The organism is Agrobacterium sp. 5Ca50 (assembly GCF_055381905.1).
Genome location: NZ_AP026440.1, coordinates 568,888 through 594,197 on the forward strand (window position 1 = coordinate 568,888; position 25,310 = coordinate 594,197).

Here is a 25,310-nt window from a genome sequence, read left to right on the forward strand (position 1 = left end):
CCAGCACATGCCCAAATTCGCAGCCAATCTCTCCATGCTTTATACGGAGCACCCATTCATCCAGCGTTTTGTTGCCGCCGCTGCGGACGGTTTCAAGGCCGTCGAGTATGTCAGCCCGTACGAGGAGACACCCGAGGCGGTCGCCGCCGAATTGAAGAAAAACGGTTTGACGCAAGCTCTTTTCAATTTGCCGGCCGGTGATTGGGCGGCAGGAGAGCGTGGCATAGCCTGCCTGCCCGACAGGGTCGCCGAGTTCGAGGTGTCGGTGGGCACTGCACTGGCATATGCTGGTGCTCTTGATTGTCACACACTCAATTGTCTTGCCGGTATCGCTCCCAAGGATGTGGCTCCCGACATTCTGGAGGAGACCTTGGTAAAAAACCTGCGTTATGCGGCAACGCGGCTTGCAGATGCAGGTGTGACCTTGGTGTTCGAACCGATCAACACCCGCGATATTCCTGGCTATTATCTGACCAACACAGATCATGCCGAACGTATCATCGGGCGGGTCAACCATCCCAATCTGTTGATACAGTACGATTTTTATCACATGCAGATCATGCAGGGCGACATCGTCAGAACGTTCGAGAGGCTGCAGAGCTCCATTGGCCATGTTCAAGTCGCCGATAATCCAGGGCGCCATGAACCTGGCACAGGCGAGATCAATCACGATTTCATTTTCAAACGTCTGGACGCGCTTGGCTACGATGGCTGGGTTGGTTGTGAGTACCGCCCGGCGGGTGATACCAGCCAGGGGCTCGGCTGGCTGAAGGCATATCAATAAGGGAGAAGGTACGTTGAAAGTTGGATTTATTGGACTGGGCGTTATGGGTCGCCCGATGGCGCAGCATTTGATTGAAGCCGGTCATGACCTTTATGTGCATCGGGTCAAGCCCGTCTCCTCGCATCTCGTTGAGAGTGGTGCGGTTGCTTGCGACACAGCGGCGGAGGTTGCGAAGTTGGCGGAGGTGATCATTCTGATGCTGCCCGACACGCCTGATGTCGAAACAGTTCTGTTTGGGCAGGATGGCGTTCAGCAAGGTCTCAGCAGCGGCAAGCTCATCATCGATATGAGCTCCATTTCGCCGTTGGCAACCAGAGACTTTGCGGCTCGAGTTGAAGCCCTAGGCTGCGACTATCTGGATGCACCTGTGTCGGGTGGCGAGGTTGGCGCAAAGGCAGCGTCTCTGACCATCATGGTCGGGGGAAAGACTGAGGTCTTTGAGCGTGCCAGACCGCTTTTTGAGCGTATGGGCAAGAACATCACCTTGATTGGTGGCGTCGGGGACGGCCAGATTGCGAAGGTTGCGAACCAGATCGTTGTTGCTCTCAATATCCAGGCGGTTTCAGAGGCACTCAGGTTTGCTCAAAAGGCAGGCGCCGACCCCGCGATCGTGCGCAAGGCGTTGATGGGTGGTTTTGCCGCGTCTCGTGTCCTTGAAGTGCACGGCGAACGTATGATCAACAGAACGTTTGAACCAGGCTTCCGCATGCGTCTGCATCACAAGGATTTGTCGCTTGCTATGGAATCGGCACGACTTCTCGAGCTGATGTTGCCAAACGCAGCGTTGGTGCAACAACTCATGAACAGTGCCTTGGCCAAGGGCCTCGGTGACAAGGATCACTCGGCGTTGTTTGAGCTTTTGTAGTCGATCTCCGGTGGTCGCATTAGAGAGGAACCTGCTGTGATCTTAGATCCACGCCGCTTTCTGACTTCTCTTTATTATGTGGCTGTGCAAGCGGCAGATCCTGCAAATGGCATGACGAAATTCCTGCCTGAGCCACCGGCCAATGGTCGCGTCGTGGTGATCGGTGTCGGGAAGGGAGCCGCCCAGATGGCACGCTCCTTTGAACATGTCTGGGACGGTCCGCTCAGCGGCCTTGTCGTGACGCCTTATGGCTACGAGTGCGAAACGCGTGATATCGAAGTAATCGGAGCGGCTCATCCGGTGCCTGATGAATCCGGGCTTGCCGCTGCAAAGCGGCTGAAAACGATCCTGTCAGGCCTTTCTGCTTGCGATCTCGTAATTGCTCTGGTGTGCGGAGGAGGTTCAGCTCTTCTGCCATCACCACCGGATGGCTTTACCCTAGCCGACGAGATAGGTCTGAACGAGGTACTTCTTGCGTCAGGCGCACCAATCTCAGCAATGAATGTGGTACGAAAACATTTCTCCACCATCAAGGGCGGGCGCCTTGCTGCGGCGACGAAAGCACGCGTCGTCACTTTTGTCGTCTCGGATATTCCCGGGGACACTGCTGCTCTCGTGTCGTCTGGTCCAACGATTCCCGACGACAGTTCCCGTCAGGAGGCACTGGACATAATTGCGCGTTACCGCATGGAGCTGCCATCAAAACTGCTGGATTTTCTCAGCACGCCCGCTGCGGATGCTCCATGTCCAAAAAGTGCTGTCTTTGAGGGCAATACATGGCACGTTTTGTCTTCGGCGCGTTTGGCGCTCGATGCTGCCGCAGAATTTGCACAGCATGGTGGTGTCAACGCGGTGATATTGTCCGATGCCATCGAAGGCGAGGCGCGGGATGTTGCGCGCGTCCACGCTGCCATAGCCCGTGAAATTGCCACACGTGACAGTCCATTTGCAAAACCTTGCCTGCTGCTTTCAGGCGGAGAAACTACCGTGACATTAAAATCTAAAGGTGGCAGGGGAGGGCGCAATGGCGAATTTGCTCTCTCGCTGGCGCTTTCCATCGACGGTTTAGAGGTGCACGCCCTAGCAGCTGATACTGATGGCATCGATGGTTCGCAAAACAATGCTGGAGCATTTGTCGACGGAACCAGTATGGAGCGCTTTCGCGCGAAACACATTGATGGGCAGGCCCTGCTTGCCGCCAACGACAGTTATTCGGCTTTCTCCCTGGCCGGGGATTTGTTCGTCTGTGGGCCAACCGGTGTTAACGTCAACGATTTTCGCGCTATCCTGATCACCTGAAATGGGCCCTGTGGGGTCAAAGTCACTTGTACGGCTGAGCTAGTTGTCGCTTCAACAACAGCATGCCAGTTTCGATCAGCATATGGGACCGTTGGTCTATAGAGGAACTGGATGTTTTTGGAAAACCCTGTCGTTGATCTCCTGCATTGTGAGATTGTATCAAACTCCCGAGGGATGTTCCGGGGCACCGTGGACAAGCTGCATATCGGGAGAGTTTACCAGATGCAGGTATCGTTCAAATTGGATAAGCACATCGGCTAGAATTTGATCTCGTGACATTCCCATCAAATCGTACCCCCGGTTACCACTCGAAAAATAAGTCCTTGCCTCGTATCTGAGCTCGGGCTGTCCTGCACGTATCGTTGTGAAACTTGCAACACGGTGGCTCGTCAGGGACACGCCATATACGAAGTCGCGCACGCCTTCAGCTGGTGATCGAAGGACAATTGCATCGTCGTCTTCTGTCAAAATCTCTGAAATTCTGCCCTGCGCCGTGAGTTCTTCCGCCATCTGCACAAGGGCAGGCCGCACATTCGTTTCCATGAAGCGGCGAACGTCTTGTTCTGTTGCTGCAGTCAACATTAAACCAAGACGACGTTGCCATGTTTGTCCGCTGGCAGGCTGCGCCGGTGGAAGGACACTCTGGCCTTGATGAGCCTCCCGCTGTGCGAGATCTTCCCTCATACCCCTAAACAGGGACCATACCAGAGCGAGCATCACCACTGTAAAGGGTAGCGCGCTCGCAACTGTAACGGACTGCAAAGTCGCAAGGCCGCCGGCCAGAAGCAGGCAACCCGCTACCAATCCCTCCATCATACACCAGAAGACGCGTTGCCCCGTGGTTGTGGTGGTTTCGCCGCCTGCTGCTATTGCGTCGACGACAAGTGCACCAGAATCTGCGGACGTGACAAAGAAGATCGAAACCAGAACGACCGCCAGGGTTGAGGTGATAGCGGGAAGGGGGAGATATTCGAAAAACCGGAAAAGCGCGACCGACATATCATTGGCCACAGCATCGCCCAAGGCGCCAGATGCCACACCGGTATCGATAAACATCGCTGTATTGCCGAACACCGTCATCCAGAAAAACGTGAAGCCGGCCGGTATGAAAAGCACCGCGATCACGAATTCGCGCACAGTGCGACCTCGCGATATGCGGGCGATGAACATGCCAACAAATGGCGACCACGAAATCCACCAAGCCCAGTAGAACAATGTCCAAATGTCGATCCATGGGGTGGGTTTGTAGGCATATATGTTGAAGCTGCGTAAAACGATCGTGTCCAGATACATTCAGAGGTTCTGCACGAAGTCCCTGAAAATCTGGCCAGTTGGTCCGACGATCAGCACGAAGATCATCAGCAGTATTGCAAGTAGCAGGTTGGTTTCTGAAAGGATCCGCACACCCTTGTCGAGGCCAGAGACCACTGACAAGGTCGCAACCACGGTCACAGCGGCGATCAAAGGCAGCTGAATCTCTGTGCCAATAGGGATGCCCAGCAGGTGATTTAGCCCCGCATTGATTTGCGCAACGCCTACTCCAAGAGAGGTTGCTATGCCAAACATTGTTCCCACAATTGCAAAAATATCTACAGCATGCCCGATTGGCCCATCTATACGATTTTTGAGGAGGGGATAGAGGCCGGAACGGATCGTGAGTGGCAAGTTATAGCGGTAGCCAAAATAAGCTAGAGACAGACCCACGACAGCGTAGATGGCCCAGGCGTGAATTCCCCAGTGGAAGAACGTCACTGTCATCGCTTCCCGCATCGCTTCAATCGAACGTGGTTCTGCTGTGGGAGGTGCCATGTAATGCGTCATAGGTTCACCTACCGCATAGAACATGAGGCCGATGCCCATCCCGGCTGCAAACAGCATGGCCACCCATGAGGTGAAACGAAAATCAGGAACTGAATCGTCAGGACCGAGTTTCAGCTGCCCGAAACGTCCGAATGCCAGCACCAGCACAGAAAGCAGAAATATTGCAACTGCAAGAAGGTAAAACCATCCAAAAGCGCTCAAAATTGACTTTTGCACCGCACTGAACAGCAACCCGGCCTCTCCCGGCATAAAGACACCGATGGCGAGAAAGATACCGATGATGAAGAGTGACCCATAAAAGACTGGAGGGTTTATGACAAAAGGCTTCATAGGTTTTGATCTTTCCAGCGTCTGGTTTTCCAGGCAATCATGTCTACTACGAAATATTTTGACGCGCGGATGTTACTCACGACGAATTCCCGAACTGTAATCAATATGTCTGAAAGTCTTTGAAGTATCGGCGGATAGAACGGCTTTGAAGGGCACTGCGTTCCACCCAATTACTGACCCGTAAAAGAAGGAGAGAACGCTGTGACGACAGGCGCACGTATTCAGGTTCTTATCGATGATACGGCCGGAGTAATGTCTCAGAGGTTGTGCAGATCATAGGGAAGTATTGTCGGAGACGGTGTGTATATGACCAACCATGCCATAGACGCAGCTTCGCCCTATGAGATCCTATCTGGCGGTGAGGTTTATGATGTCTGCGTTTGCGTTGTCAGAGTGTGACGACACTTGAGTTCACGAACGGCCTCATTCTTTTCCGATCATCCTTTGATCGAAAACAGACGGATCTGCGACTTCATTTCCCAGTTGGTCGTTCATCTCGTTTTTGGATTGCCCCAAAATTTGAAGAAGCGCTGTGTGCTCAGGTTTGCCAACACTCTCTTCAAGGAAATCAGACAGAGCCTTGCGGGTCTGCTGACCTCCGGAAGGCTTATTGGCGGTATGCAGGACGACTATGTCTCCGTCATTTGTCTCAAGCGACCAACGATCACCATTACTGCTGATTGAAAACTCTTTGTTATCGGTCATTATAGTTTCCTTCGACGGTGAATACGGTTTTCACTCTCGGTCGCCCGGTAGCCCTACAAATAGGCAGTGAAGCTAATATTTTTTGGAGTAGTTTGCCGCGGCTATCGGCCTCAAGTACAAAGCGCGTGCATTAACGCACCATTCGTCGGTTCAACACGATTTCTTGCTGTTGTGTTCCAAATTGTCGTCTTCGTTCAATTAAATCGTCTGTCGTCAAACTCAGATCGCACAACCGAGATGCAAAAAGGCGAGCCAGTCGCTTGCGGCCCTACATGATCACTTCGTCGGCTGCTTCAGTTTTTTTGGCATTCTGTTGTCGGCCAAAAAGTGACCATGCTGACATAAACAGGGCGGCAATGAGCGGCCCGATGACAAATCCGTTAATTCCGAAAAGTGAAATACCGCCGACAGTGGAAACCAGAACAATGTAGTCTGGTAACCGGGTGCTTTTCCCTACCAGCAATGGTCGCAAGAGGTTATCGATCAGCCCTATCACCAGCACTCCGGTGAGTACCATGGCGAGCCCCTTCAACCATGCTCCGGTGAGGAAAAGCCAGATGGCAGCTGGTCCCCAGACAAGAGCTGCTCCAACGGCCGGCAGCATTGACAGAAAGGTCATCACCACGCCCCACAATAAAGGAGCTTCGATACCAAGAAATAGGAAAGCAATACCCCCGATCGTTCCCTGAATGATCGCGATGATGACGTTACCCTTCACGGTAGCGCGCACAACCGCTGCGAATTTATCGACGAATTGGCGCGTGTAGTCATCGCTCAATGGAATTGCTTGTTGGATTGTTCTGGCAAGTGCCGCACCATCCCTGAACAAAAAATACATGAGGTAGAGCATTATGCCGAAACTAATAAAAAACTGCAGTGTGTTCTGGCCCAGACTGAGTACTGTTCCGGCGATCGACTGTCCTGCTTGCATAAAGGCAGCAGAGACACTCTCCCGCAAATCTGTGAAGCCATCCAGCCTAATTGATCTTAGCCAGTCGTTGGCAAATGCGGGCAAAGCCTCCTCGATGCGCGTGGCGTAGGCGCTAAAATCAATCTCGTTGTTGTTTATCCGTTGGTAAAGGCTGGAGCCTTCGCGAATGAGCGACCCCAAGATAATCATGGAGGGCAGGATGACGAGAAAAACGCACAACAATACGGTTAGCATCGACGCTATCCCGCTTCTCCCTTTTAATGCATGCTCGACCCGCCTGTGTACCGGAAAGAATATGATGGCGAGAATAACTGCCCACAGCACGGCACTGTAATATGGCAACAAAAGCCAGAAAAACGCGATCGTCACTACCGCCAGCAAGATGTAGAAGCTTGTTCGTTGAATAGACATGTGTGCCTTTGTTGGCTAGCCGAACCTAGCTTTCTCTTCAGAAAGTACAGATTTTGGTAGTACTATAGCAGTGTCGTGATTCCGAACAACGCGGTGCACTCTGTTTCAATTGGCTTCGGTCATGACGGAAGTTCGTCTGTAAAAACCTCGAAGCTCGTCAAAATCGCGGGGCCAAAAGCGGTCGATAGTGCAACGTCGGTCGCATCCCGCCCAACCGCCATCAGTATCCGTCCTACGCGTGGTGTATTGTGGCGGGCATCGACCGTGTACCACCGTCCACTCAGGTAGACCTCGAACCATGCGCTGAAATCCATCGGGTGCGGGTTCTTGGGAACGCCGATATCTCCGAGGTATCCAGTGCAGTAACGTGCAGGGATATTCATGCAACGACATAGCGTAATTGCCAGATGGGCAAAGTCCCGGCACACACCTTTTCCGTCAGTGAACCCTCCGTGAGCTGTTCTGAGGGGATCTGCTCTATCATAATCGAAGGTTATGTGCTCGTGGACAAAATCAACAATTGCTCTCACGCGTTGCCAGCCGAGCGGGGTACCGGAAAATGTCTCCCAGGCGAAGTCTGCCAATCTGTCGGTGTCACAGTAGCGGCTGCCTAGCAGGAAAACCAGCACCTCATCTGGTAAATCCTTTATGTCGTGCTGAAAGGCATTTTCGGGAACCGGATCTGGCAGGCCACTGTCATATATATCGAACTTGGTAGAAATCGTCGTAAGGCCGGATGGAGCAGATATGCGACTGCAGACATTACCGAATATGTCGAGATAACCCCAAGCCTCAATCGGCCGATCAAAGGTGAGCGTTTGTTCAGTAAGTAGGTCGGCGCGCCGGCTGGGGTGAATATTGAGGACAAGCAGCATCGCCGTCTCATGCTCGCACTGATAACCGATATTAAAGCCGGCACGTATTTTCATAGAGGTGTTCCTAGTGAAAGGCATCAAGCCGTTCAATTGCAACGCACTCAAGTAAGGGACGTTCCATCGGGGACGACCGCCGTGTCGCCTCGCGGCTTTGGTGTGCTCAGTGTCGGAAGCGCATTAAGCTGTGGCCATCGAATGCGTTCTTGGCGGTTCGAGCCTTATCACATTTAAGTTGTGCGTTTGCGTTTCGCGACAAGAGCTGATGTCGCAGAGACACGATCAGAATGCTCTTTTTCAAGGCGTGCTTGCCTGAGCCGCAAAGTCTTTGCTTCGCGGTTCTGCGTTATTGCCTCAAGCTCATCAAACGCTTTTTCCTTCCCGAAGAAGGGCGTTTGGATATCGTTGAAAGCAATTTCCGCTTTCTGTCGGGAAATGCTGTACTTTTCGGTCATTTGAATTCCTGTTGCAAAGTTGGCCAACGAGGCCGAGCTAAAGGGCTAGGTGATTTACCTGCCGTTATAAAAAGGTGACGTGCTTTCAGCCGTGCCATTACATCCGTGGTCAAGGGAAAGCACAATCTCCTCAGGCTGACTGGAGATTACAGGCCGACATTTTTCCGGACTTGCTGTCCCGCTCCAGATCAAAGCCGATCTTCTGGCCTTCGACGAGGTCCCGCATCCCAGCGCGCTCAACGGCGGAGATATGCACAAAAGCATCTGCGGACCCATTGTCAGGCTGTATGAAGCCAAAGCCTTTTGTGGAATTGAACCATTTTACTGTGCCAGTGTTCATGATGAACCCTTTCATAACGATAAAGAAAACACAGCACTCATTGCCGTATATGATGATAACGATTTTGAAAGGAGAGGTTCGTTCAGACCGCGGTGCCAATCGCGAGATAATCAAAGCTAAGCAAGCAAACTCGATCACACTTCGTAAAGTGTCTTGCAATAATTGTCAACCAAAAGTTTTTGGTCGTTATTTTGCTCGCGCAAAAGTGGCGATCTGCGTAAGTGATTGAAGAACTCTTTTGCGCCCCAGAGCGCTGGTGTTACCGAAGTTTTTGCTGCACGGGGGCTGAACTGGAAGAGATTGTTCCCGACGAAATGGCCAATGATCGCAAGCGGTTGGTGCCAAATACTTTCAATACGGCCTTGTTTTGTGCGCAATCAGGGCGCATGATTGGAAAACATACCGGCGTGTCTTGTGATATCTCGCCGGAACTTCTTTCCATTACAGCCGCATTGTATGAATTACACGCGCTTTTGATCTGCTTTTTTTATCGGCTCGTCTTGTGCTGGACTTTCTCCAGTACGCGCGCTCATGCTGAAAACTGGCTCTACGCGGACGAATTTGTTCGAACTGCAACGAAAGGCCAAAACCATGAACACGAACGGCAAACACAGACGTCAAGCACTGAGCGTAGAGCGTTGGGAAAACGAGGGTGGGGCCTGCGTCAAGGATACACCTGATAGCCAATACGGCAGAAGGATTGAGAGAGATCGCTCATGGACGATCTACCATGTGTTCACGGGAGTGCCGGTACGAATAGGGGACTGCACGCTCATTGACTTGAGCATATCTGAGGCGACTGACGGCATGTTGTCACTCAATCGACGCAACGCTACCCTCAGACAAGAGCGCAGCAGGTGTCAATCATGACACTGGCTTTTCCCAACCGTGCGCGCAGCTTCGATGACGTGCGAAACGCCGTGCGGTTTCTCGGCTATGATGGCATGTTCGAAATTCGTTTTTTTGTTGAAGCTGAGGCTTTGGCCAAGGGCACGACACATAGAACGCGAATGTCGGAAGCCCAGTATCTCTCGAGTTTTGACACAATGCTCAAGCCCATCCATGAGGCGGCCAAAAAAGTATATGCGAAATACGGGCGCAATTTGAACGTTCTGACAATCAGCGATCTCACTTAACTTAGATTGGCTGACCTTCACTTGGCGCTCATTTCCTCGGCCATGGGACCGGAATGAGTGCTCTTCGTGAATGTCTGGGCGAGATACCAAGCCATCAAGCCATCACGTATGATGTAAACGACGTGTCAGCACACCGTGTGGACGCGGGTGGGCATATGTTTCAATCATTGTCTATCTTGGCTTATCCGATGATGACTTAAGGGAAGGCGCAGCTTTGACTGTGTGCAGTATATCTCACGGGAAAAGCCGGATGAGTTGTGTTGCAGTGATTTTGTCGCGGGTGACAGGATCCGACGAAATGCAAGATTCGATGTTTCGACGTAACTTTGCGGGGACTTCCGGGCCGCCGGCTTGCAACAGTTTGTCGGTCATCGAAAAAAGCGTCTCAACTGCAGCTTTGCACTGTGAGGCGGACAGGATTGCAACCGCAGGGGAAGCCGCCTCCTGGGGGCTGTCCCGGCGTGTAAAGACTGTCAAGCAGTACCAAGTCAGAAACACCCCGCACCAGATGACTATACTGCCAATTATATAAGCGCGCATGGAGGTCCTCCACTGGTTTTGATTGGTACTGCAAAAATAACAACGACACCTCAGGATTAGTGATTTGTTGTAAGAGCCATCGGATTGGTTATCGGAGTGAGAATGTGTATACTCTTGCGATCGACAGCAAATTCATCAGGACGTTGCCGACTGCGGGAGCATTGTCTCGCCTTTTCTCACAAAAGGACGGACAAATGGTAACGCGTATACGTGTGAATTCCAGCGTGGTTCTCTATAAATCTCACGATGCCTGGATGGTTGAAGTTGTCGATGGCTTCGAAACACTGATGTTTGGCTATCGGAACAAAAGAGATGCTCAAAAACGAGCCAGCAGTGAACAAAAACGTCTTGGGATAATAGCGCATGTTATCCCGTTTCCCTATCATCGGATTGGCAAACTTCGTTTTACTCCGGTGACTGGTGATCTACCAACATCAGTATGAAAAAGACATTCCGGCTGGGGTTGTACCCAGCCGACACCGGGGCCTACCGGTCGCCAGAGCCACTCTTCTTTTCGCCAGACTTTGATCCACCGGATTTTTGGTCGTGGTCTTTGTTAGATGGATTAGCTGTCTGGGAGCGCTGGTCCGATTTCTGATCTTTCTTCCGATCAGGTTTGCGAACGTCAGTCATAAGACGTACTCCTTGCCACGTGATGCGGCAATCGCAAACGCCATTGCACACATATCGTTCCTTCACTGCGAATAAACGTGCAGGGCACCGCATTCGGTCGCATAGTGGTGTTCTTCCCCGAGCCCGTCTTTCCGCTGACAAGTGTTTTGCACGAAGGTCGCTATGGGAACTCGTGGTAGAAAAGGAAAGGCGCGCTTGATCACTGCCCGAGGAACAAGATACTGCCGAGTTGAGGCTACTAGGCGGTGATACCTGTGCTGCCTCTCATCGACCGGATGCTCGAATGGTGTCATCTCAAGAAAAAATCGGTGAATAATCTCCTTTTCACCTCGGCACAATCGTGTCGCAGTTTCGGGCGGGTGAGTGTCTGCCAGAGTCGCTATTTCAAGGCCTTTCCAAGGCCAATGCCTGCAGCCGCGAGGCTTGGACATTTAAGTTTTTTGCTCGGTCTTAACACCTCTTGTGGATCATGTTCGCGGGCACCTGCGTCGTACTGCGCAACGATAACAGAGCGTCAGTCACAGCAAACATGGCTCCGCATGTTTAAGTCGTGGGCTGTTGTCCATGGCTGTTAAAGCCCAGCCGTTTCAAACCAGATTTCGTTTCAGGGGCGCCCATAAACAAGTCCCAAAGCAAGCCGCTGCGATGGTTTTCTATCATCGCAATGATCGGTCCCTGATTAATGGCAAGATGAGTTTTGGACATCCATCCCGTAGACGGCTTGAAGGAGTCCATGAGGCCATAGCGGCCTTCAAGGCGTCCGCCTCTCCAATACAGAAATTGATGTGCGGCCTCGATTGCTTCCGTTGGCAAAAACGGAATACTGGAGAGGGCGGCTGTCGGTGCAATTACCCCGCTGTCATTGACAGGCGAATTGACCAAGTAACCTCTCGGGCCGTCACACGCAGACAATCCCCATCCTTCGGCATCTTTGTATCGCGATCGACAATGCAGATAATTGATTTTGGCATGTGCATGGATTTGTATCCAATAATCACTGCAATAGCGGTCTCCCAGACCCCTTGGATCTAAGGCGCAAAATGAATATTGGGATAAAAAAAGCGGACCGCCAAAAGGGTCGCCAAGCGGTAGGCGAACGCCTAGGTATTCGTTGCCATTCAATATTGCTCCATCTCGTGCCCACCCTGAATGATAGCAGGCGGGATCAATCCCATATTTGCAGGAGCCGGCAGCAAGGACGTAACAGCTCAGAGCCTCATTCCAGCCCTGTATAGGCAGATTACGAGCCCAGGCGTGGCGAGTGCTCCAGTGCCACCATAAAGGCCCGGATTCTCCCTTTGTATACCAGTCCCACTCCACAGCCTGCACGAACTCGTCAACTGCGGACTGTAGTTTGCGTTCAGCGGGCGTCGATCCTGAAAAAAATTCACGTGAGCAGATAAGACCCTGCATGAGGAAAGCGGTTTCAACGAGATCGCCACCGTCATCAAATTTCGCAAATGGTATCAATTCGCATGTCTCGGCATTCACAAAGTGAGGAAAGGCGCCATGGTAACGCTTTACCTTCCCAAGCGATGACAAGATCTTGTTTGCCCGCTCCAAGGCATCGGCAGCAGTGATCCAGGATCGATACGCGCCAACGACGATTGCAATAAATGCAAAACCGATCCCGCTGATAGAGGCGATCTCGTGGATGGGCTTTCCATCCGATCGCAGCCGATCGCGCGGAAAACCCGTGTTGGGCTGACTACCCGACCAGAAATACTCGAACGTGTTGCGCTGCAGCGCATGGATTTCTTCCGGTAAAGAGCGCGTGACATGGGAGGGTTCAACGGATCTGGGTGGATTGAAAAGTGACAAATGTGAGGTCATCGATTGTGTGGGGTGATTATGATGTGTGGTCGAACACTTTCGGATCCCATGCCGTTATGCTTTCAAATGCCGAAATGCTGATTATGTACTTTTCTCAGATACCACAGATCCCAGAATGGTTTTTGAAGTGCAAGCAGGTTAAATACTCCGCACTCGCCCATAATGTGCCAGTTTCCAAAACATCGGAGGGCCACCAGTTTGGCGAAAGCGCCGCTATGAAGGGTTGAGCGATCTGAATGCAATAGACAGCTTCCTGACGGCAATTTCAATTTCATGCGGTGTATAGGCGGCAAAGCCCATCAGTAACCCGGGCTTGGCGTCTCCGGTGGCATAAAGCGCAGACAGCCCCAGAAGTTCCACTCCCATGCGCCGCGCGGCGTTGACGGCAGCCTGCTCTGAAAGGTCGCCGATGAGACGACAAGGCATTTGCAAGCCACCGGCGGGTGGTTGCGGTTCAACAAAATCCGAAAGATGTCTGCGAACCAGTTGCGAAGCGACGTCCAGCCGCTGTGCATACATGCTGCGCATGACACGTACGTGCGAGCCAAAATGTCCACCTTCCATGAAACGGGCTAGCGTCAGTTGCGCTATGGAAGCGGTATGACCGTCCAGAAGGGTGCGCCCTACGGTCATCGGCTTGACGAGTTGCGATGGAAGGATGGCGTAACCAATGCGCAATCCCGGGAAGAGTGCCTTTGTGAAGGTGCCAATGTAGATTGTCCGGTCATGAGGATCCAAACCCTGCACACACGCGGTTGGCTTCCCGGCATAGTGAAACTCGCTGTCGTAATCATCTTCGATGATCCATGCCTGTTGCCGGGCGGCCCAGTCGATCAAGGCCAGGCGACGGTCCAGAGAAAGCGTGGCACCGGTCGGGAACTGATGGGACGGGGTCAGGAATACCGCTTTGACCTTGCGGGGCTCAGCCTTGATCTGGTCGACAACGATCCCGTGATGATCAACGCTGACCGGAATACATTCAAGACCTGCGGCGTCAAACGCCTTTCGCGCACCATAATAGGCCGGATCTTCAATGAATATTCGGTCGCCAGAATCAAACAGCATGTTTGCGCAGAGCGTCATCGCTTGTTGCGAACTGGTCAGTACCAGTACTCGGTCGGCTGTCGCGCAAGCACCTCGTTCGAGATTTACATAATCGGCGATGGCGCGTCGCAAGGGTTCCGTTCCCTGCGGGTCGCTGTGGAGAAGTGCACTGGTGCCATGCTCTTTCAACACCTGCCGCTCCAGTCGTTCCCAGAGCTGCAGCGGAAAATTGCGTGTTTCTGGAACACCGTGCGCAAAAGGGCGAGGCGCCAGAATCTCTCGCACGCCACCGCTGTGCGACATGGCCGCTCCACGCTTGCTCAGGTCAGGGGCCTGATTGCGCGATAGAGTGCCACGCTGCTTGAGCCGGTGCTGCTGTGCAAACTCAGTCATCGCCGAGACGAAGCTGCCGCTGCCCACACGCCGCTCGATAAAACCTTCTGCATGAAGCTGGGCATAGGCCGATTCGATAGTATCTCGTGAAACACCAAGTGATCGGGCGAGCGACCGCGAGGCGGGCAGCGGTTTGCCAGCGCGAAGTGCCCCGTCGATGATCATTTGGCGGATTGCCCGTTGTATCCTGGCATGAATAGGCATCGCGGCATGGCCGGGATGGGCCAGCCAAGCCTGTACGGTTTCCAGTTGTGAATGCCTGAACAATTGGTCTGCATCTCTCTCGATAAATGGATGGGAATATCCGTCCATTTTTCACCTAGAAGTCAAGCAGAAGAATTGCGAATGCCGCGATTGAAGGAACATCAAAAATCCATGTCCACTCGTCTGAAATCACCATATCTCACATACATATCCGATCTCGTGCACCCGATCGTTGCGGGACTGATCTCCGTCATCGTTAATTACGGAGGGACTTTCATTCTGGTATTTCAAGCCGCGCGCGTCGCGGGTCTCACACCCGACCTCACCGCATCCTGGGTCTGGTCGGTTTCGATCGGCGTTGGTGTGACGGGGGTGATCCTCAGTTGGCGCTACCGTGAGCCCATCATCACCGCATGGTCTACGCCGGCTGCGGCGTTCCTTGTGACGGCACTCGGTACAACCCCTTATGCCGAAGCGGTCGGCGCCTATATCGTATCGGCGGCTGCGTTTGTCCTGCTGGGGCTTTCGGGCGGCTTTGAGAGAATCGTCCGCCTGATCCCGCCTGGTATCGCATCGGGCCTGCTCGCCGGCATTCTTCTTCAATTCGGCATTGGTGCCTTCGCCGGTGTAACAGTCGACCCACTACTGGTCGGTCTTCTTATTGTCGCCTACGTCCTGCTGAAGAGGTTTTCTGCTCGATATGCAGTTGTCGGTATTCTCGGTCTGGGGCTTGGGTTGCTGGTCATGCTGGGGCGAGTTGATGTGTCCGGGCTGCAGCTTCAGTTCGCTGCACCTGTCTTGACCATGCCGGTCTTTTCTCTGAATTCATTGTTAAGCGTTGCGCTGCCACTGTTTCTCATTACTCTGACAGGTCAATACATGCCGGGAATGCTTGTTTTAAGGAGTGATGGTTTCAGGACGAGTGCCAATCCCATCATCGCGGTGACCGGCTTTGGCTCGCTCATTATGGCTCCGTTCGGATCGCATGCGTTCAACATCGCCGCGATCACCGCCGCCATCGCAACAGGACGGGAGGCCCATGAAGACCCTTCAAGGCGCTGGATCGCCGGTATTGCTGCGGGCTTTTTCTACTTGCTGGTCGGCGTGTTTGGTGTGACGCTGGCGGCCGTTTTCATGGCGTTTCCCTCGACCTTCATTACCGCGCTGGCAGGGCTTGCCTTGCTAGGTACCATTGGTAACAGCCTTGCTGCCGCCCTGGCAAACCCCGTCACTCGTGAGGCAGCACTCATAACCTTCCTCGCGTCGGCGGCGAACATCAATCTGCTTGGGATTGGCGGCGCATTCTGGGGACTGGTTATCGGCCTCGTCGCCTATGTCGGCTTGAACGGCCGCTTGCTGGCCCGAGACCGAAGCATAGCCGAGATGAAGCAAGAGACTGCCAAATGACGGACCTGTCATGCATATAAACATCGATAGCAACTGCGTGAACACGGGGCCCGAAGACAACTGGGCACCGTAAACCATTCGCTTGACGAAGATAGGAGGCTTGTGTGCCAACATGGCCAATTCTCTTGGCTTCTGCGTTTGGAAGGTGGACGAGGGAGTACCACTTAACATTACATCAATGCTCTTCGTGGAGACGACTGAAAGCTGCTTGTTGATCAGGTAAGCGTAGTCGCCTGCATGTCCGTTTCTCCAAGACGGGATATAGAATAATCGCAAATGGTGTGGAGAACGCGGTTATCGACACGGGCAGATGTTTCCACCAGTCCCGATCGTTGCAAGTATTGTTCACTGGAGTTGTCGTGACATGGTGTGCACTAACACTGTTTAATAGTGCTACCATTATCAACGATCAAAAACTCGAAGGGACCCAGTGGCTCACCTGCTACGACATCGCGCTTTCGTGCCGCAAACATCGACGAGCCTGGTTGGCAACATCAACGGTTTTTGAATATTGATTGCTTAATCAAAAAAGGGCTGGAACCATTCGTGTGCTTCCACGTTGTGGCAAGCGATCAAATCGCAGTCATGTCTTGGAATCGCGATTTTCGAGAAAAGAACTGGTACGGATGCAAGATTTGAAAGAAGCGATCTCTCCCCCCATCACGGTTCTCATCGTCGAGGACGAGGCATTTATACGCATGGATGTCGCAGATTATCTGTCTGAAGATCAGTTTGTGACCATTGAAGCTGCGAATGCTGACGAAGCAATTTCAATACTCGAGCATCGCGAAGATATTGAGGTCGTGTTTACCGATGTGAACATGCCTGGTTCAATCGACGGAATGGAACTGGCAGGGCTCGTCCGGCAGCGATGGCCCTCGATGAGCGTGGTTATGACTTCTGGCATGGTTCGGCCATCACAGTCTGCTCTGCCAGGTAGCGTCAAGTTTTTTGAAAAGCCCTACGACCTTTCCGAACTGAGTGTTTGGATGCGCAACGCCAGACAAGGTATGAAATAAATCCGGCTGGCATTTTCTCGTGTCCGGTGGTTATTGACACACCACCATCCAACTGCGACGAAAGCTCATGGCCAATAAATTCTCATACGACATTTTGCTGACCTCCGAGTTCGAGGCGTTCATTGATGAATGCCTTCAAAAAGGGGAGTATGCCAACGCAAGCGAAGTGGTTTGCGCGGCTCTTCAAACCCTACGTGCTGCACCAGTTCAAGCAAAGCCAGTTAGCACAATAGACTGGCCAATCGGCGGCGGGGAGTGTGGCCAGCTGATCCGCGAGTTTGATTGGGCATCAACGGCGCTTGGAGCTGTTCAGACATGGTCTGCTGAACTGCGGACCACCGTTGCAAATGTCGTGAATTCACCCGTGGCAAAAGTTTTAATGTGGGGTGAGAGCCACGTGATGATCTACAATGATCGTTACGCAGAGATAGCCGGTGCCAACCATCCACATGCTCTGGGTGGAACCGTCCCCGGCATATGGCCTGAGATATGGGACTGGAACAGGGAAATGCTTGAAGCCGGCTTTCGCGGGGAACTCCGTTCCTACCGTGACCAGCCCATGGAACTCGTCCGAGAAGGCATTCCGAAAACATTTATTTTCGATCTCTTTTACACGCCAGTTTACGAAGCGGATGGGTCGGTTGGTGGCGTGCTGTGTACAGTCGTTGACAACAGCGATCGCTCTGCGATGAAAGCCAAGATTGCGGCAAATGAAGCAGAACTTCGTCGCGTGACTGACGCTATTCCCATGCTGATTGCCTATGTGGACCGGGACCATGTCTATCGTTTCGCAAACGCGGCTTACGACAGCTGGTTTGGGTCAAAACCTGCCGATATGGTGGGGCGACATGTGTCGGAAGTTGTCGGTGATGAGGCCTATTCCAATCGCCGCCCGGACCTTGATCGCGCTCTCGCCGGAGAGGCATGTATTGCAGAAGCAGATATGCCATATGGCGGAGGTGCGCCCCGACGGCTGGAAATCCGGTATGTTCCTCATGTCGAGCCTGACGGTTCGATACCAGGCGTGCATATCCTTGGCATTGATATTGAGGAACGTGCGGTACGCGAGGCCGAACTCGAAATCAGCAATAGCCGTTTCCGAACTGCCATGGATGCGGTTCATGGAGTCCTTTGGACCAATTCCGCTGATGGGCAAATGGTCGGCGAACAACCGGGTTGGGCGGCACTGACAGGTCAGAGCTTTGATGAATACCAAGGGTTTGGCTGGGTAAATGCCGTTCATCCAGACGATCGAGAAGCGTCGACCGTGTCATGGAATAATGCGGTAGCCACCAAATCCATGTACGTGCATGAGCATCGCGTGCGTCGGCATGACGGCGAATGGCGGCAATTCGCAATCAGAGGACTGCCTTTGTTAGGCTCGTCTGGCAGAATTGTCGAATGGGTCGGCGTCCATACGGACATCACTCATCAAAGAGCTGCCGAAAGCGCACTCCGTGAACAGGCAGAAAACCTGTCGCGTCAGATTCGACATCGGGAGCGAGCTGAAGAGCAGCTTCGACAACTGAACGATACTCTTGAAACAAGGGTGATCGCAGAGATTTCCGAAAGGCGGCAAGCGGAGACCAAACTCGCCCAGGCGCAGAAGATGGAGACAGTGGGCAAGCTGACGGGTGGAGTTGCGCATGATTTCAACAACCTTCTTCAGGTCGTGTCTGGCAATCTCCAGCTCTTGTCGAAAGAAGTTGTCGGCAACGAACGTGCCGAAATGCGGATCTCGAATGCATTGGCGGGTGTTAGTCGCGGATCGAAGCTCGCCAGCCAACTTCTTGCGTTTGGTCGACGACAGGCACTTGAGCCCAAGGTTGTGAACGTCAGTCGTTTTGTGCGTGATATGGATGACATCATCCGCCGGGCGATCGGGGAGGCTATCGAGGTTGAAACCGTTGTCGCAGGCGGTCTGTGGAATACCTTTATCGACCCCAACCAGATCGAAAATGCCCTTCTCAATCTGGCGATTAACGCTCGCGATGCGATGCAGGGAACAGGTAAACTGACGATCGAGCTGTGCAATGCACATCTTGACGACGCTTATGCACGCAGTCACGACGAAGTTTCCCCCGGCCAGTATGTTATGATGGCTGTGACAGACACTGGCAGCGGGATGGCGCCAGACATCATTGACAAGGTTTTTGAGCCGTTTTTCTCCACCAAAGGAGAGGGAAAGGGGTCGGGGCTTGGCCTCTCCATGGTCTATGGCTTCGTCAAACAGTCGGGCGGCCATGTCAAAATCTATTCCGAAGTAGGCCACGGCACGACGATCAAACTTTACCTGCCTCGAGCACTGGAAGCCGAGGATATCGAGGTTGTCGTCGACAATGGTCCGATCACCGGTGGAACGGAGACCGTTCTTGTTGTTGAGGATGACGAGGAAGTCCGGGAAACGGTAGTAGCTCTGTTGGCTGACCTCGGATATCGCACGTTGAAAGCAGTGGACGCTGCGAGTGCTTTGACAGTAATCGACAGCGGAATACCGATTGACCTTCTGTTCACCGATGTCGTCATGCCCGGGACCTTGAAAAGCCCGGAACTGGCACGCAAGGCCAAAGAACGCCTGCCTCATATCGCCGTACTGTTCACATCAGGCTATACGGAAAATTCGATCGTGCATGGGGGCAAGCTTGATGCTGGGGTCGAGTTGCTGTCCAAGCCTTATACCCGTGAGGCGCTCGCTCGGAAGTTCCGCCATGTATTGGCAAACCAGAAACAGCGGGCCATAGAGAAGACGGCGACACCGGTTTCAGATACCGTGGAGCAGATTGCCACGCCAATCACATCGGCTCGGCTTACAGCTGACGCAAAGACGGTGCTGCTGGTCGAGGACGATGGACTGATCCGACTGACGACAGCTGAAATGTTGCAGGATGCTGGCTATATAGTCGTCGATGCCGCAAGTGCTGAAGATGCCCTCACGGCACTGCAGACGTTGCCGGTCGATATTCTGGTCACTGATCTCAATCTGCCGGGCGCGTCAGGCGTTGAGCTGGCAAGCGAGGCGCGGAAACTACGACCATCCATAACAATTGTATTTGCGACTGGCGATCCGACGGCAGTGAAGGAGCAGCATGACGCGCTCATTCTCGCAAAACCTTACAATCACGCAGATTTAACGGTTACTTTGTCGAAGGCGAGCGCATTATACGTGGCCAACCCCGTGCCTCTGAAAGAAGAGGAGGAGTCTGATCGTTGACAAAAGACGGGAGTTTTTTCTCCTGTCTATGCCGGCGATCTTGTGTCTGTTACGGGCTGTGCTTTTCAGGATGTGGGTGATCGTATCACTCAACTGCCTGTGGCGCTGACTTTTCTATTGGCTAACTAGGCCAATACATGGCGGAGAGATTTTTCGATCTCCCCGCCGCAATAGGCATTTCCATAATACTGGAAACTTTTTTGATTTAACGCAGCCAGGCGTGCGGTATCTCCAACTCGTTTGGAAAGTGACCATATCGTCGGCGAGGTGTCTTCGATTATACGCCTTATGACAGAAAATCGGTCAGCGACAGTTATCCATAGGATGGAGGTAACGATATCAGCAACACCGGGATTTTCAGTACCAAGCATAAACCCTGATCCAGCCGAAAGACCATTTCGCGTTCCAGTGTCCTCGAAAATAGTGATCCACCTCTGTAAACGGGGGACAAATTTATCCCATTTTTCGATCGTCCACATTTCTCGTCCGCCGTCGAGGGTGAGCTCATCAAGGACGTCATTAGCATCGTTTACGATTTTCGTAGTCAGGGCTCGACCTTCTGGGGTGGCGGGAAGAAGATCAAGACGCTCTCCAAGATACATCGCGATGGCCGGCATTTGAGAAATTGCAAATCCACGGTCTCGGTCAATGAGAACTGGTGGTCCCATAAACCCAATCGGCTGCTTGTCGACGTCACGGCCCATCATTTCTTCAATGGCGTTGGCATCATGTTCATCCCAAGAGCTTCCTCCATGGGCCAGAATGCCTCTGACGAATTGTCCTCGAAAAGGAACCGGCCAGTAGTAAAGATCGAAATCCGCCATGTTTTACGTCCGTGGGTGGGGGGCTCCTCCGCACTTGTCGGCACGCGGAAAGAGCAATTGCTATTCAGAGAGAGACTAGCCGTAATCTAACAGTCATGGCGGGTTTCAAACAAATCCGACAGCGCGCGTGTTGATAGTGCGACGCTCTCCATAGTCGCGCTCATGTGCCGTTTCGCGGCGCTTGAACTGATTGCTTGGTACAATTTGCTGCTTGTCGAAGCGGATCAGACCGTCGGGAAATGTGCCAGTATCTTGTTCGTCAGGGGATGTAGGCTGGTTAAAGATCATAGTGATGTTTCCTCCAAAACACTTCAGTCAGTTTTGAGACTGATCTTCGGGGCTAAATTGCTTTGAGTATTGGATTGTTCCATCGCCAAGCGTGATGGACCTTGGCTTTCAGCCGCTCTCGGCCAAAGAGGTGCTTCTTAGCCATTGAAATAGCTTAAGCGCAGCGTGCGCTTCATGGAACTTTCGGGACCGCAACTGCTTTTGTCCAGGGTCATGAACTTCAGCGCCAGCGGCAACTTCTTTGGCGCGCCCGTTTAGGGAGTGGGAATATTGCAAACGAAAACCGAGGTTTCCTTCCAGGTCAACGAAAACGTCGTTCATCTCACACTGGATAATCGAACGACACTGCTCGACGCATTGCGCGAACATCTACACCTGACTGGGACAAAAAAAGGCTGTGATCATGGCCAATGCGGCGCTTGTACGGTGATCGTAGGAGGGCGTCGCATCAACGCCTGCCTGACGCTGGCGGTGATGCATGAGAATGATAAAATCACCACGATCGAAGGATTGGGAGCCCCCGGCAACCTTCATCCGATGCAGGCGGCATTCATCAAGCATGACGGTTTCCAGTGTGGTTACTGTACGCCCGGACAAATCTGTTCGTCGGTGGCGGTGCTGGAAGAAATGAGGTCAAATATCCCCAGCCACGTCACCGAAAGCCTGACAGACCCGGTTGTTATAGGATCGGAGGAAATCCGGGAACGTATGAGTGGCAATATCTGTCGGTGCGGAGCCTACTCAAACATTGTTGACGCGATCAACGAAGTTGCAGAGGTGCCGGCATGAGAGCGTTTTCGTATGAACGAGTTTCATCTGCGCAGGCAGCTGCGGATGCGGTGTCAAATAATCCGGATGCAAAATTTATCGCCGGCGGTACCAATCTCTTGGATCTGATGAAGCTGGAAATCGAAACCCCAAGCCACCTCGTCGATGTGAACGGTCTCGGTCTCGACAAAGTGGAAAAGACCTCGGACGGTGGCCTTCGAATTGGGGCGCTCGTGCGCAATACCGATCTTGCTGCCGATGACACGGTCCGGCGCGACTACGGCGTGTTGGCTCGCGCCCTTTTGTCCGGAGCCTCTGGCCAGTTGCGCAACAAGGCCACCACCGCGGGCAATCTTATGCAGCGCACACGCTGCCCGTATTTTTACGACCCTGCCCAAGCTTGCAACAAACGTAGTCCCGGAAGTGGCTGTTCTGCAATCGGCGGGATTAGTCGCCAGCTTGGCGTTGTGGGTGTCAGTGAGGCTTGTATTGCGACGCATCCAAGCGACATGGCAGTTGCGATGCGGGCTCTGGATGCCGTGGTTGAAACCGTGAAGCCTGATGGCCAGAAACGCTCAATTCCAATAGCCGATTTCCATCGGCTGCCAGGAGATAAACCCCACATCGACACAGCACTGGCCAGAGATGAGTTGATTACCGGCGTCGTATTGCCGCCACCAGTTGGTGGTCGCCAGATTTACCGAAAGGTTCGTGATCGCGCCTCTTACGCCTTTGCCCTGGTCTCGGTCGCTGCAATTATCCAACCCAATGCAAAAGGCGCAATCGCCGTTGGGGGCGTAGCGCACAAACCATGGCGGATCGAAGCCGCCGACGAGGAGATTTCAAAGGGATCACGTGCCGTGAACGCCATGCTCATGGCGGGTGCCCGTCCCACAGATCAGAACCAATTCAAGATCGAGCTGGTCCAACGGACAATTGCGGCCGTTCTGGCCGAGGCAAGGGGATAAGTCATGCAATTTGACAAGCCAGCAACAATCAACCCAATCGATCAGCTCAAAGTGGTTGGACGACCTGTCCACCGTGTCGATGGCGAGCTGAAAACCAGTGGGCGTGCCGTTTATGCTTACGAGTGGTCAGATCCAGACCTGCTTTATGCCTATGGCTATTCCGTCGGTTCCACCATCGCCAAAGGCCATGTCATCTCAATAGACACATCTGCCGCCGAAGCCGCCCCCGGCGTTCTTGGCATCGTTACAACACTTGATCGACCTGAGCTGAACAAGGGCAAACTCAATACCGCGAAGCTGTTTGGTGGACGTGAAGTTCAGCATTATCATCAGGCTATTGCGGTGGTGGTTGCCGACACGTTTGAGGAGGCGCGTGCTGCCGCAGCCCTGCTCAAGGTCGAGTATGCGCCAGAAAAAGGCAGATTTGACCTCAGATCTGAAATTGAAAATGCGACCACGCCAGACCCCTCAGTGGAGCCTGATACATCTGTCGGGCATTTTGAACGTGCGTTTGCCACTGCTCCGGTGACGCTGGACGCGGAATATTTTACGCCTGACCAATCTCACGCAATGATGGAGCCGCATGCATCTATCGCTCAGTGGAACGGCGATGATCTTACCGTTTGGACTTCCAGTCAAATGATCGATTGGTGGCGATCTGACCTGGCAATGACGCTTGGAGTAGACAAAGAAAAAATTCATCTGAAGTCGCCGTTCATCGGCGGAGGTTTTGGGGGTAAACTGTTTCTCAGGGTAGATTGTGTTCTCGCGTGCCTTGCAGCAAAGGCAGTGGGGCGCCCGGTCAAAGTTGCCCTTCCACGCCCGATGATCGCAAACAATACCACCCACAGGCCAGCGACAATTCAGCGAATTCGCATCGGCGCCGAAAACAGCGGGAAGATCACGGCAATCGCACACCAAAGCTGGTCAGGCGATCTGCCAGGCGGTGGACCGGAAACAGCCGTCATGCAAACACGCCTTCTTTATGCAGGCGAAAACCGGATGACTGCGACGAAACTGGCGACGCTTGATCTTCCTGAGGGCAATGCAATGCGTGCACCCGGCGAGGCTCCGGGATTGATGGCGCTCGAGATTGCAATGGATGAGATGGCTGAGAAGCTAGACATGGATCCGATCGAGTTTCGTATTTTAAACGACACACTCGTGGACCCCGAAAATCCCAAACGGCCATTTTCCCATCGTGACCTTGTCGGCTGCCTACGGCGTGGTGCCCGAGAATTCGGATGGAAAAAGCGTATGCTACCTGCTCAACGGCGCGAAGGTACATGGATGATCGGGCAGGGAGTTGCTGCGGCATTTCGCAACAATCTTGTCATGCCTTCCGGCGCTCGGGTGATGCTCGATAAAACCGGAATGATCGCCGTGGAAACCGATATGACCGATATTGGAACTGGAAGTTATACCATCATTGCGCAGACCGCAGCAGAGATGCTTGGCGTTGATGTTACGCGTGTCGACGTGCGGCTGGGGGATTCGCGCTTTCCAGTGTCGGCAGGGTCAGGTGGACAATTTGGTGCCAACTCTGCAACGTCTGGCGTATACGCTGCCTGTGTAAAGTTGCGAGAGGCGGTTGCGAGTAAACTCGGTTTCAATTCCTCTGAGGTTGTTTTCGAAAACGGACAGGTGAGAAGTGGCAACCGGATGGTAGCTCTGGCGGATGCTGCCGGAGTTGAGGGGCTTGTTGGCGAAGACACGATTGAATGGGGGAAGTTAACCGAGACGCACCAGCAATCGACTTTCGGTGGTCACTTCGTTGAAGTTGCCGTGGATATCGCAACCGGCGAAACCCGGATCCGGCGTATGCTCGCGGTTTGTGCAGCAGGCCGTATCTTGAACCCGATCACGGCTCGAAGCCAAGTCATTGGCGCAATGACAATGGGAGCGGGAGCGGCCTTGTCGGAGGAACTCGCTGTCGATACCCGCCACGGTTTCTTCGTCAATCATGACCTCGCTGGCTACGAGGTGCCTGTTCATGCAGACATCCCACACCAGGACGTTATTTTCATGGATGAAACGGACCCATATTCATCACCCATGAAAGCGAAAGGCATCGGGGAGCTTGGCCTGTGTGGTGTATCAGCGGCAATCGCTAACGCTATCTATAACGCTACCGCCATCAGAGTTCGGCAGTACCCCATCACTCTGGATAAGCTGATAAGCAAGCTGCCCGAATTCGGATGATTGGACTCGATGAGTTGGCCGAACAAG

The 25,310-nt window shown here is 53.1% G+C and carries 21 protein-coding genes and 1 pseudogene; 12 read left to right on the plus strand and 10 right to left on the minus strand.

What is annotated here, in order from left to right; genetic code table 11:
* Positions 1-7: 7 nt before the first annotated feature.
* Genes otnI through ACZ5FM_RS24835 form a run of 3 tightly spaced genes read left to right on the plus strand, consistent with a single transcriptional unit; the run spans position 8 to position 2,948 of the window.
* A complete protein-coding gene (otnI, locus tag ACZ5FM_RS24825) occupies positions 8-784 on the plus strand; it encodes a 2-oxo-tetronate isomerase (protein ID WP_464041114.1) in 777 nt (258 codons plus the stop codon).
* 13 nt (positions 785-797) lie between these two features.
* Entirely contained in the window at positions 798-1,649 is an 852-nt protein-coding gene (locus ACZ5FM_RS24830) for a 2-hydroxy-3-oxopropionate reductase (RefSeq protein WP_464041115.1), read from the plus strand.
* 36 nt (positions 1,650-1,685) lie between these two features.
* Positions 1,686-2,948, plus strand: coding sequence for a glycerate kinase type-2 family protein (locus tag ACZ5FM_RS24835; protein WP_464041116.1), 1,263 nt, complete (start codon positions 1,686-1,688; stop codon positions 2,946-2,948).
* Positions 2,949-3,107: 159 nt separating this feature from the next.
* Here ACZ5FM_RS24835 and ACZ5FM_RS24840 read toward each other — a convergent pair.
* From ACZ5FM_RS24840 to ACZ5FM_RS24865, 6 genes and pseudogenes are all read right to left on the minus strand, one after another.
* A pseudogene (locus ACZ5FM_RS24840) lies at positions 3,108-5,099 on the minus strand (BCCT family transporter).
* A 423-nt stretch (positions 5,100-5,522) separates the two neighbouring features.
* Positions 5,523-5,804 carry a hypothetical protein gene (locus ACZ5FM_RS24845; protein WP_312950993.1) on the minus strand — a complete coding sequence of 94 codons (282 nt, stop codon included), beginning with the start codon at positions 5,802-5,804 and terminating at the stop codon, positions 5,523-5,525.
* A 268-nt stretch (positions 5,805-6,072) separates the two neighbouring features.
* A complete protein-coding gene (locus ACZ5FM_RS24850) occupies positions 6,073-7,146 on the minus strand; it encodes an AI-2E family transporter (RefSeq protein ID WP_464041117.1) in 1,074 nt (357 codons plus the stop codon).
* Positions 7,147-7,265: 119 nt separating this feature from the next.
* Positions 7,266-8,075, minus strand: a complete 810-nt coding sequence (locus ACZ5FM_RS24855) for a transglutaminase-like domain-containing protein (RefSeq protein ID WP_464041118.1) — start codon at positions 8,073-8,075, stop codon at positions 7,266-7,268.
* Positions 8,076-8,248: 173 nt separating this feature from the next.
* The gene (locus ACZ5FM_RS24860; RefSeq protein ID WP_192490323.1) at positions 8,249-8,473 is read right to left on the minus strand and encodes a hypothetical protein; all 225 of its coding nucleotides are present in this window, start codon (positions 8,471-8,473) and stop codon (positions 8,249-8,251) included.
* A gap of 130 nt (positions 8,474-8,603) precedes the next feature.
* On the minus strand, positions 8,604-8,813 hold the full coding sequence (locus ACZ5FM_RS24865; RefSeq protein WP_250985757.1) for a cold-shock protein: 210 nt from the start codon (positions 8,811-8,813) through the stop codon (positions 8,604-8,606).
* Positions 8,814-9,034: 221 nt separating this feature from the next.
* Between ACZ5FM_RS24865 and ACZ5FM_RS24870 the strand changes: the two genes are divergently transcribed.
* The 3 genes from ACZ5FM_RS24870 to ACZ5FM_RS24880 all read left to right on the plus strand — a co-directional run bounded on the left by ACZ5FM_RS24870 (position 9,035) and on the right by ACZ5FM_RS24880 (position 10,932).
* Positions 9,035-9,493 (plus strand): hypothetical protein, encoded by a 459-nt coding sequence (locus ACZ5FM_RS24870; RefSeq protein ID WP_464041119.1) that lies wholly within the window; start codon positions 9,035-9,037, stop codon positions 9,491-9,493.
* Between the two features lie 186 nt (positions 9,494-9,679).
* Entirely contained in the window at positions 9,680-9,949 is a 270-nt protein-coding gene (locus ACZ5FM_RS24875; RefSeq protein WP_275643562.1) for a DUF1488 family protein, read from the plus strand.
* A 644-nt stretch (positions 9,950-10,593) separates the two neighbouring features.
* On the plus strand, positions 10,594-10,932 hold the full coding sequence (locus ACZ5FM_RS24880) for a hypothetical protein (RefSeq protein WP_275643563.1): 339 nt from the start codon (positions 10,594-10,596) through the stop codon (positions 10,930-10,932).
* 733 nt (positions 10,933-11,665) lie between these two features.
* On the opposite strand, the gene ACZ5FM_RS24885 is transcribed toward ACZ5FM_RS24880, so the two are convergent.
* A complete protein-coding gene (locus ACZ5FM_RS24885; RefSeq protein WP_312951049.1) occupies positions 11,666-12,799 on the minus strand; it encodes a glucoamylase family protein in 1,134 nt (377 codons plus the stop codon).
* Positions 12,800-13,168: 369 nt separating this feature from the next.
* Entirely contained in the window at positions 13,169-14,659 is a 1,491-nt protein-coding gene (gene pdxR, locus ACZ5FM_RS24890; protein WP_464041120.1) for a MocR-like pyridoxine biosynthesis transcription factor PdxR, read from the minus strand.
* 108 nt (positions 14,660-14,767) lie between these two features.
* Here pdxR and ACZ5FM_RS24895 point away from each other — a divergent pair, with 108 nt between their 5' ends.
* The 3 genes from ACZ5FM_RS24895 to ACZ5FM_RS24905 all read left to right on the plus strand — a co-directional run bounded on the left by ACZ5FM_RS24895 (position 14,768) and on the right by ACZ5FM_RS24905 (position 20,233).
* A complete protein-coding gene (locus ACZ5FM_RS24895; RefSeq protein WP_464041551.1) occupies positions 14,768-16,003 on the plus strand; it encodes a benzoate/H(+) symporter BenE family transporter in 1,236 nt (411 codons plus the stop codon).
* Between the two features lie 635 nt (positions 16,004-16,638).
* Positions 16,639-17,022: a response regulator gene (locus tag ACZ5FM_RS24900; RefSeq protein WP_312950969.1), complete on the plus strand. Its 384-nt coding sequence runs from the start codon at positions 16,639-16,641 to the stop codon at positions 17,020-17,022.
* Positions 17,023-17,089: 67 nt separating this feature from the next.
* Positions 17,090-20,233, plus strand: a complete 3,144-nt coding sequence (locus ACZ5FM_RS24905) for a PAS domain-containing protein (protein WP_464041121.1) — start codon at positions 17,090-17,092, stop codon at positions 20,231-20,233.
* 125 nt (positions 20,234-20,358) lie between these two features.
* On the opposite strand, the gene ACZ5FM_RS24910 is transcribed toward ACZ5FM_RS24905, so the two are convergent.
* Together ACZ5FM_RS24910 and ACZ5FM_RS24915 are read right to left on the minus strand one after the other, a co-directional pair.
* Positions 20,359-21,057 carry a glutathione S-transferase gene (locus ACZ5FM_RS24910; RefSeq protein ID WP_464041122.1) on the minus strand — a complete coding sequence of 233 codons (699 nt, stop codon included), beginning with the start codon at positions 21,055-21,057 and terminating at the stop codon, positions 20,359-20,361.
* 105 nt (positions 21,058-21,162) lie between these two features.
* Entirely contained in the window at positions 21,163-21,345 is a 183-nt protein-coding gene (locus ACZ5FM_RS24915) for a hypothetical protein (protein ID WP_250985766.1), read from the minus strand.
* Between the two features lie 270 nt (positions 21,346-21,615).
* On the opposite strand from ACZ5FM_RS24915, the gene paoA reads away from it, so the two are divergent.
* From paoA to paoC, 3 genes are read left to right on the plus strand one after another with little or no spacing between them, the layout of a single operon-like run.
* Positions 21,616-22,134 (plus strand): aldehyde dehydrogenase iron-sulfur subunit PaoA, encoded by a 519-nt coding sequence (gene paoA / locus ACZ5FM_RS24920; RefSeq protein ID WP_464041123.1) that lies wholly within the window; start codon positions 21,616-21,618, stop codon positions 22,132-22,134.
* The gene (locus ACZ5FM_RS24925) at positions 22,131-23,081 is read left to right on the plus strand and encodes an FAD binding domain-containing protein (protein WP_464041124.1); all 951 of its coding nucleotides are present in this window, start codon (positions 22,131-22,133) and stop codon (positions 23,079-23,081) included. The genes paoA and ACZ5FM_RS24925 overlap by 4 nt, the downstream gene beginning before the upstream one ends.
* Positions 23,082-23,084: 3 nt before the next feature.
* A complete protein-coding gene (paoC, locus tag ACZ5FM_RS24930; protein WP_464041125.1) occupies positions 23,085-25,283 on the plus strand; it encodes an aldehyde oxidoreductase molybdenum-binding subunit PaoC in 2,199 nt (732 codons plus the stop codon).
* The last annotated feature ends 27 nt before the right edge of the window (positions 25,284-25,310 follow it).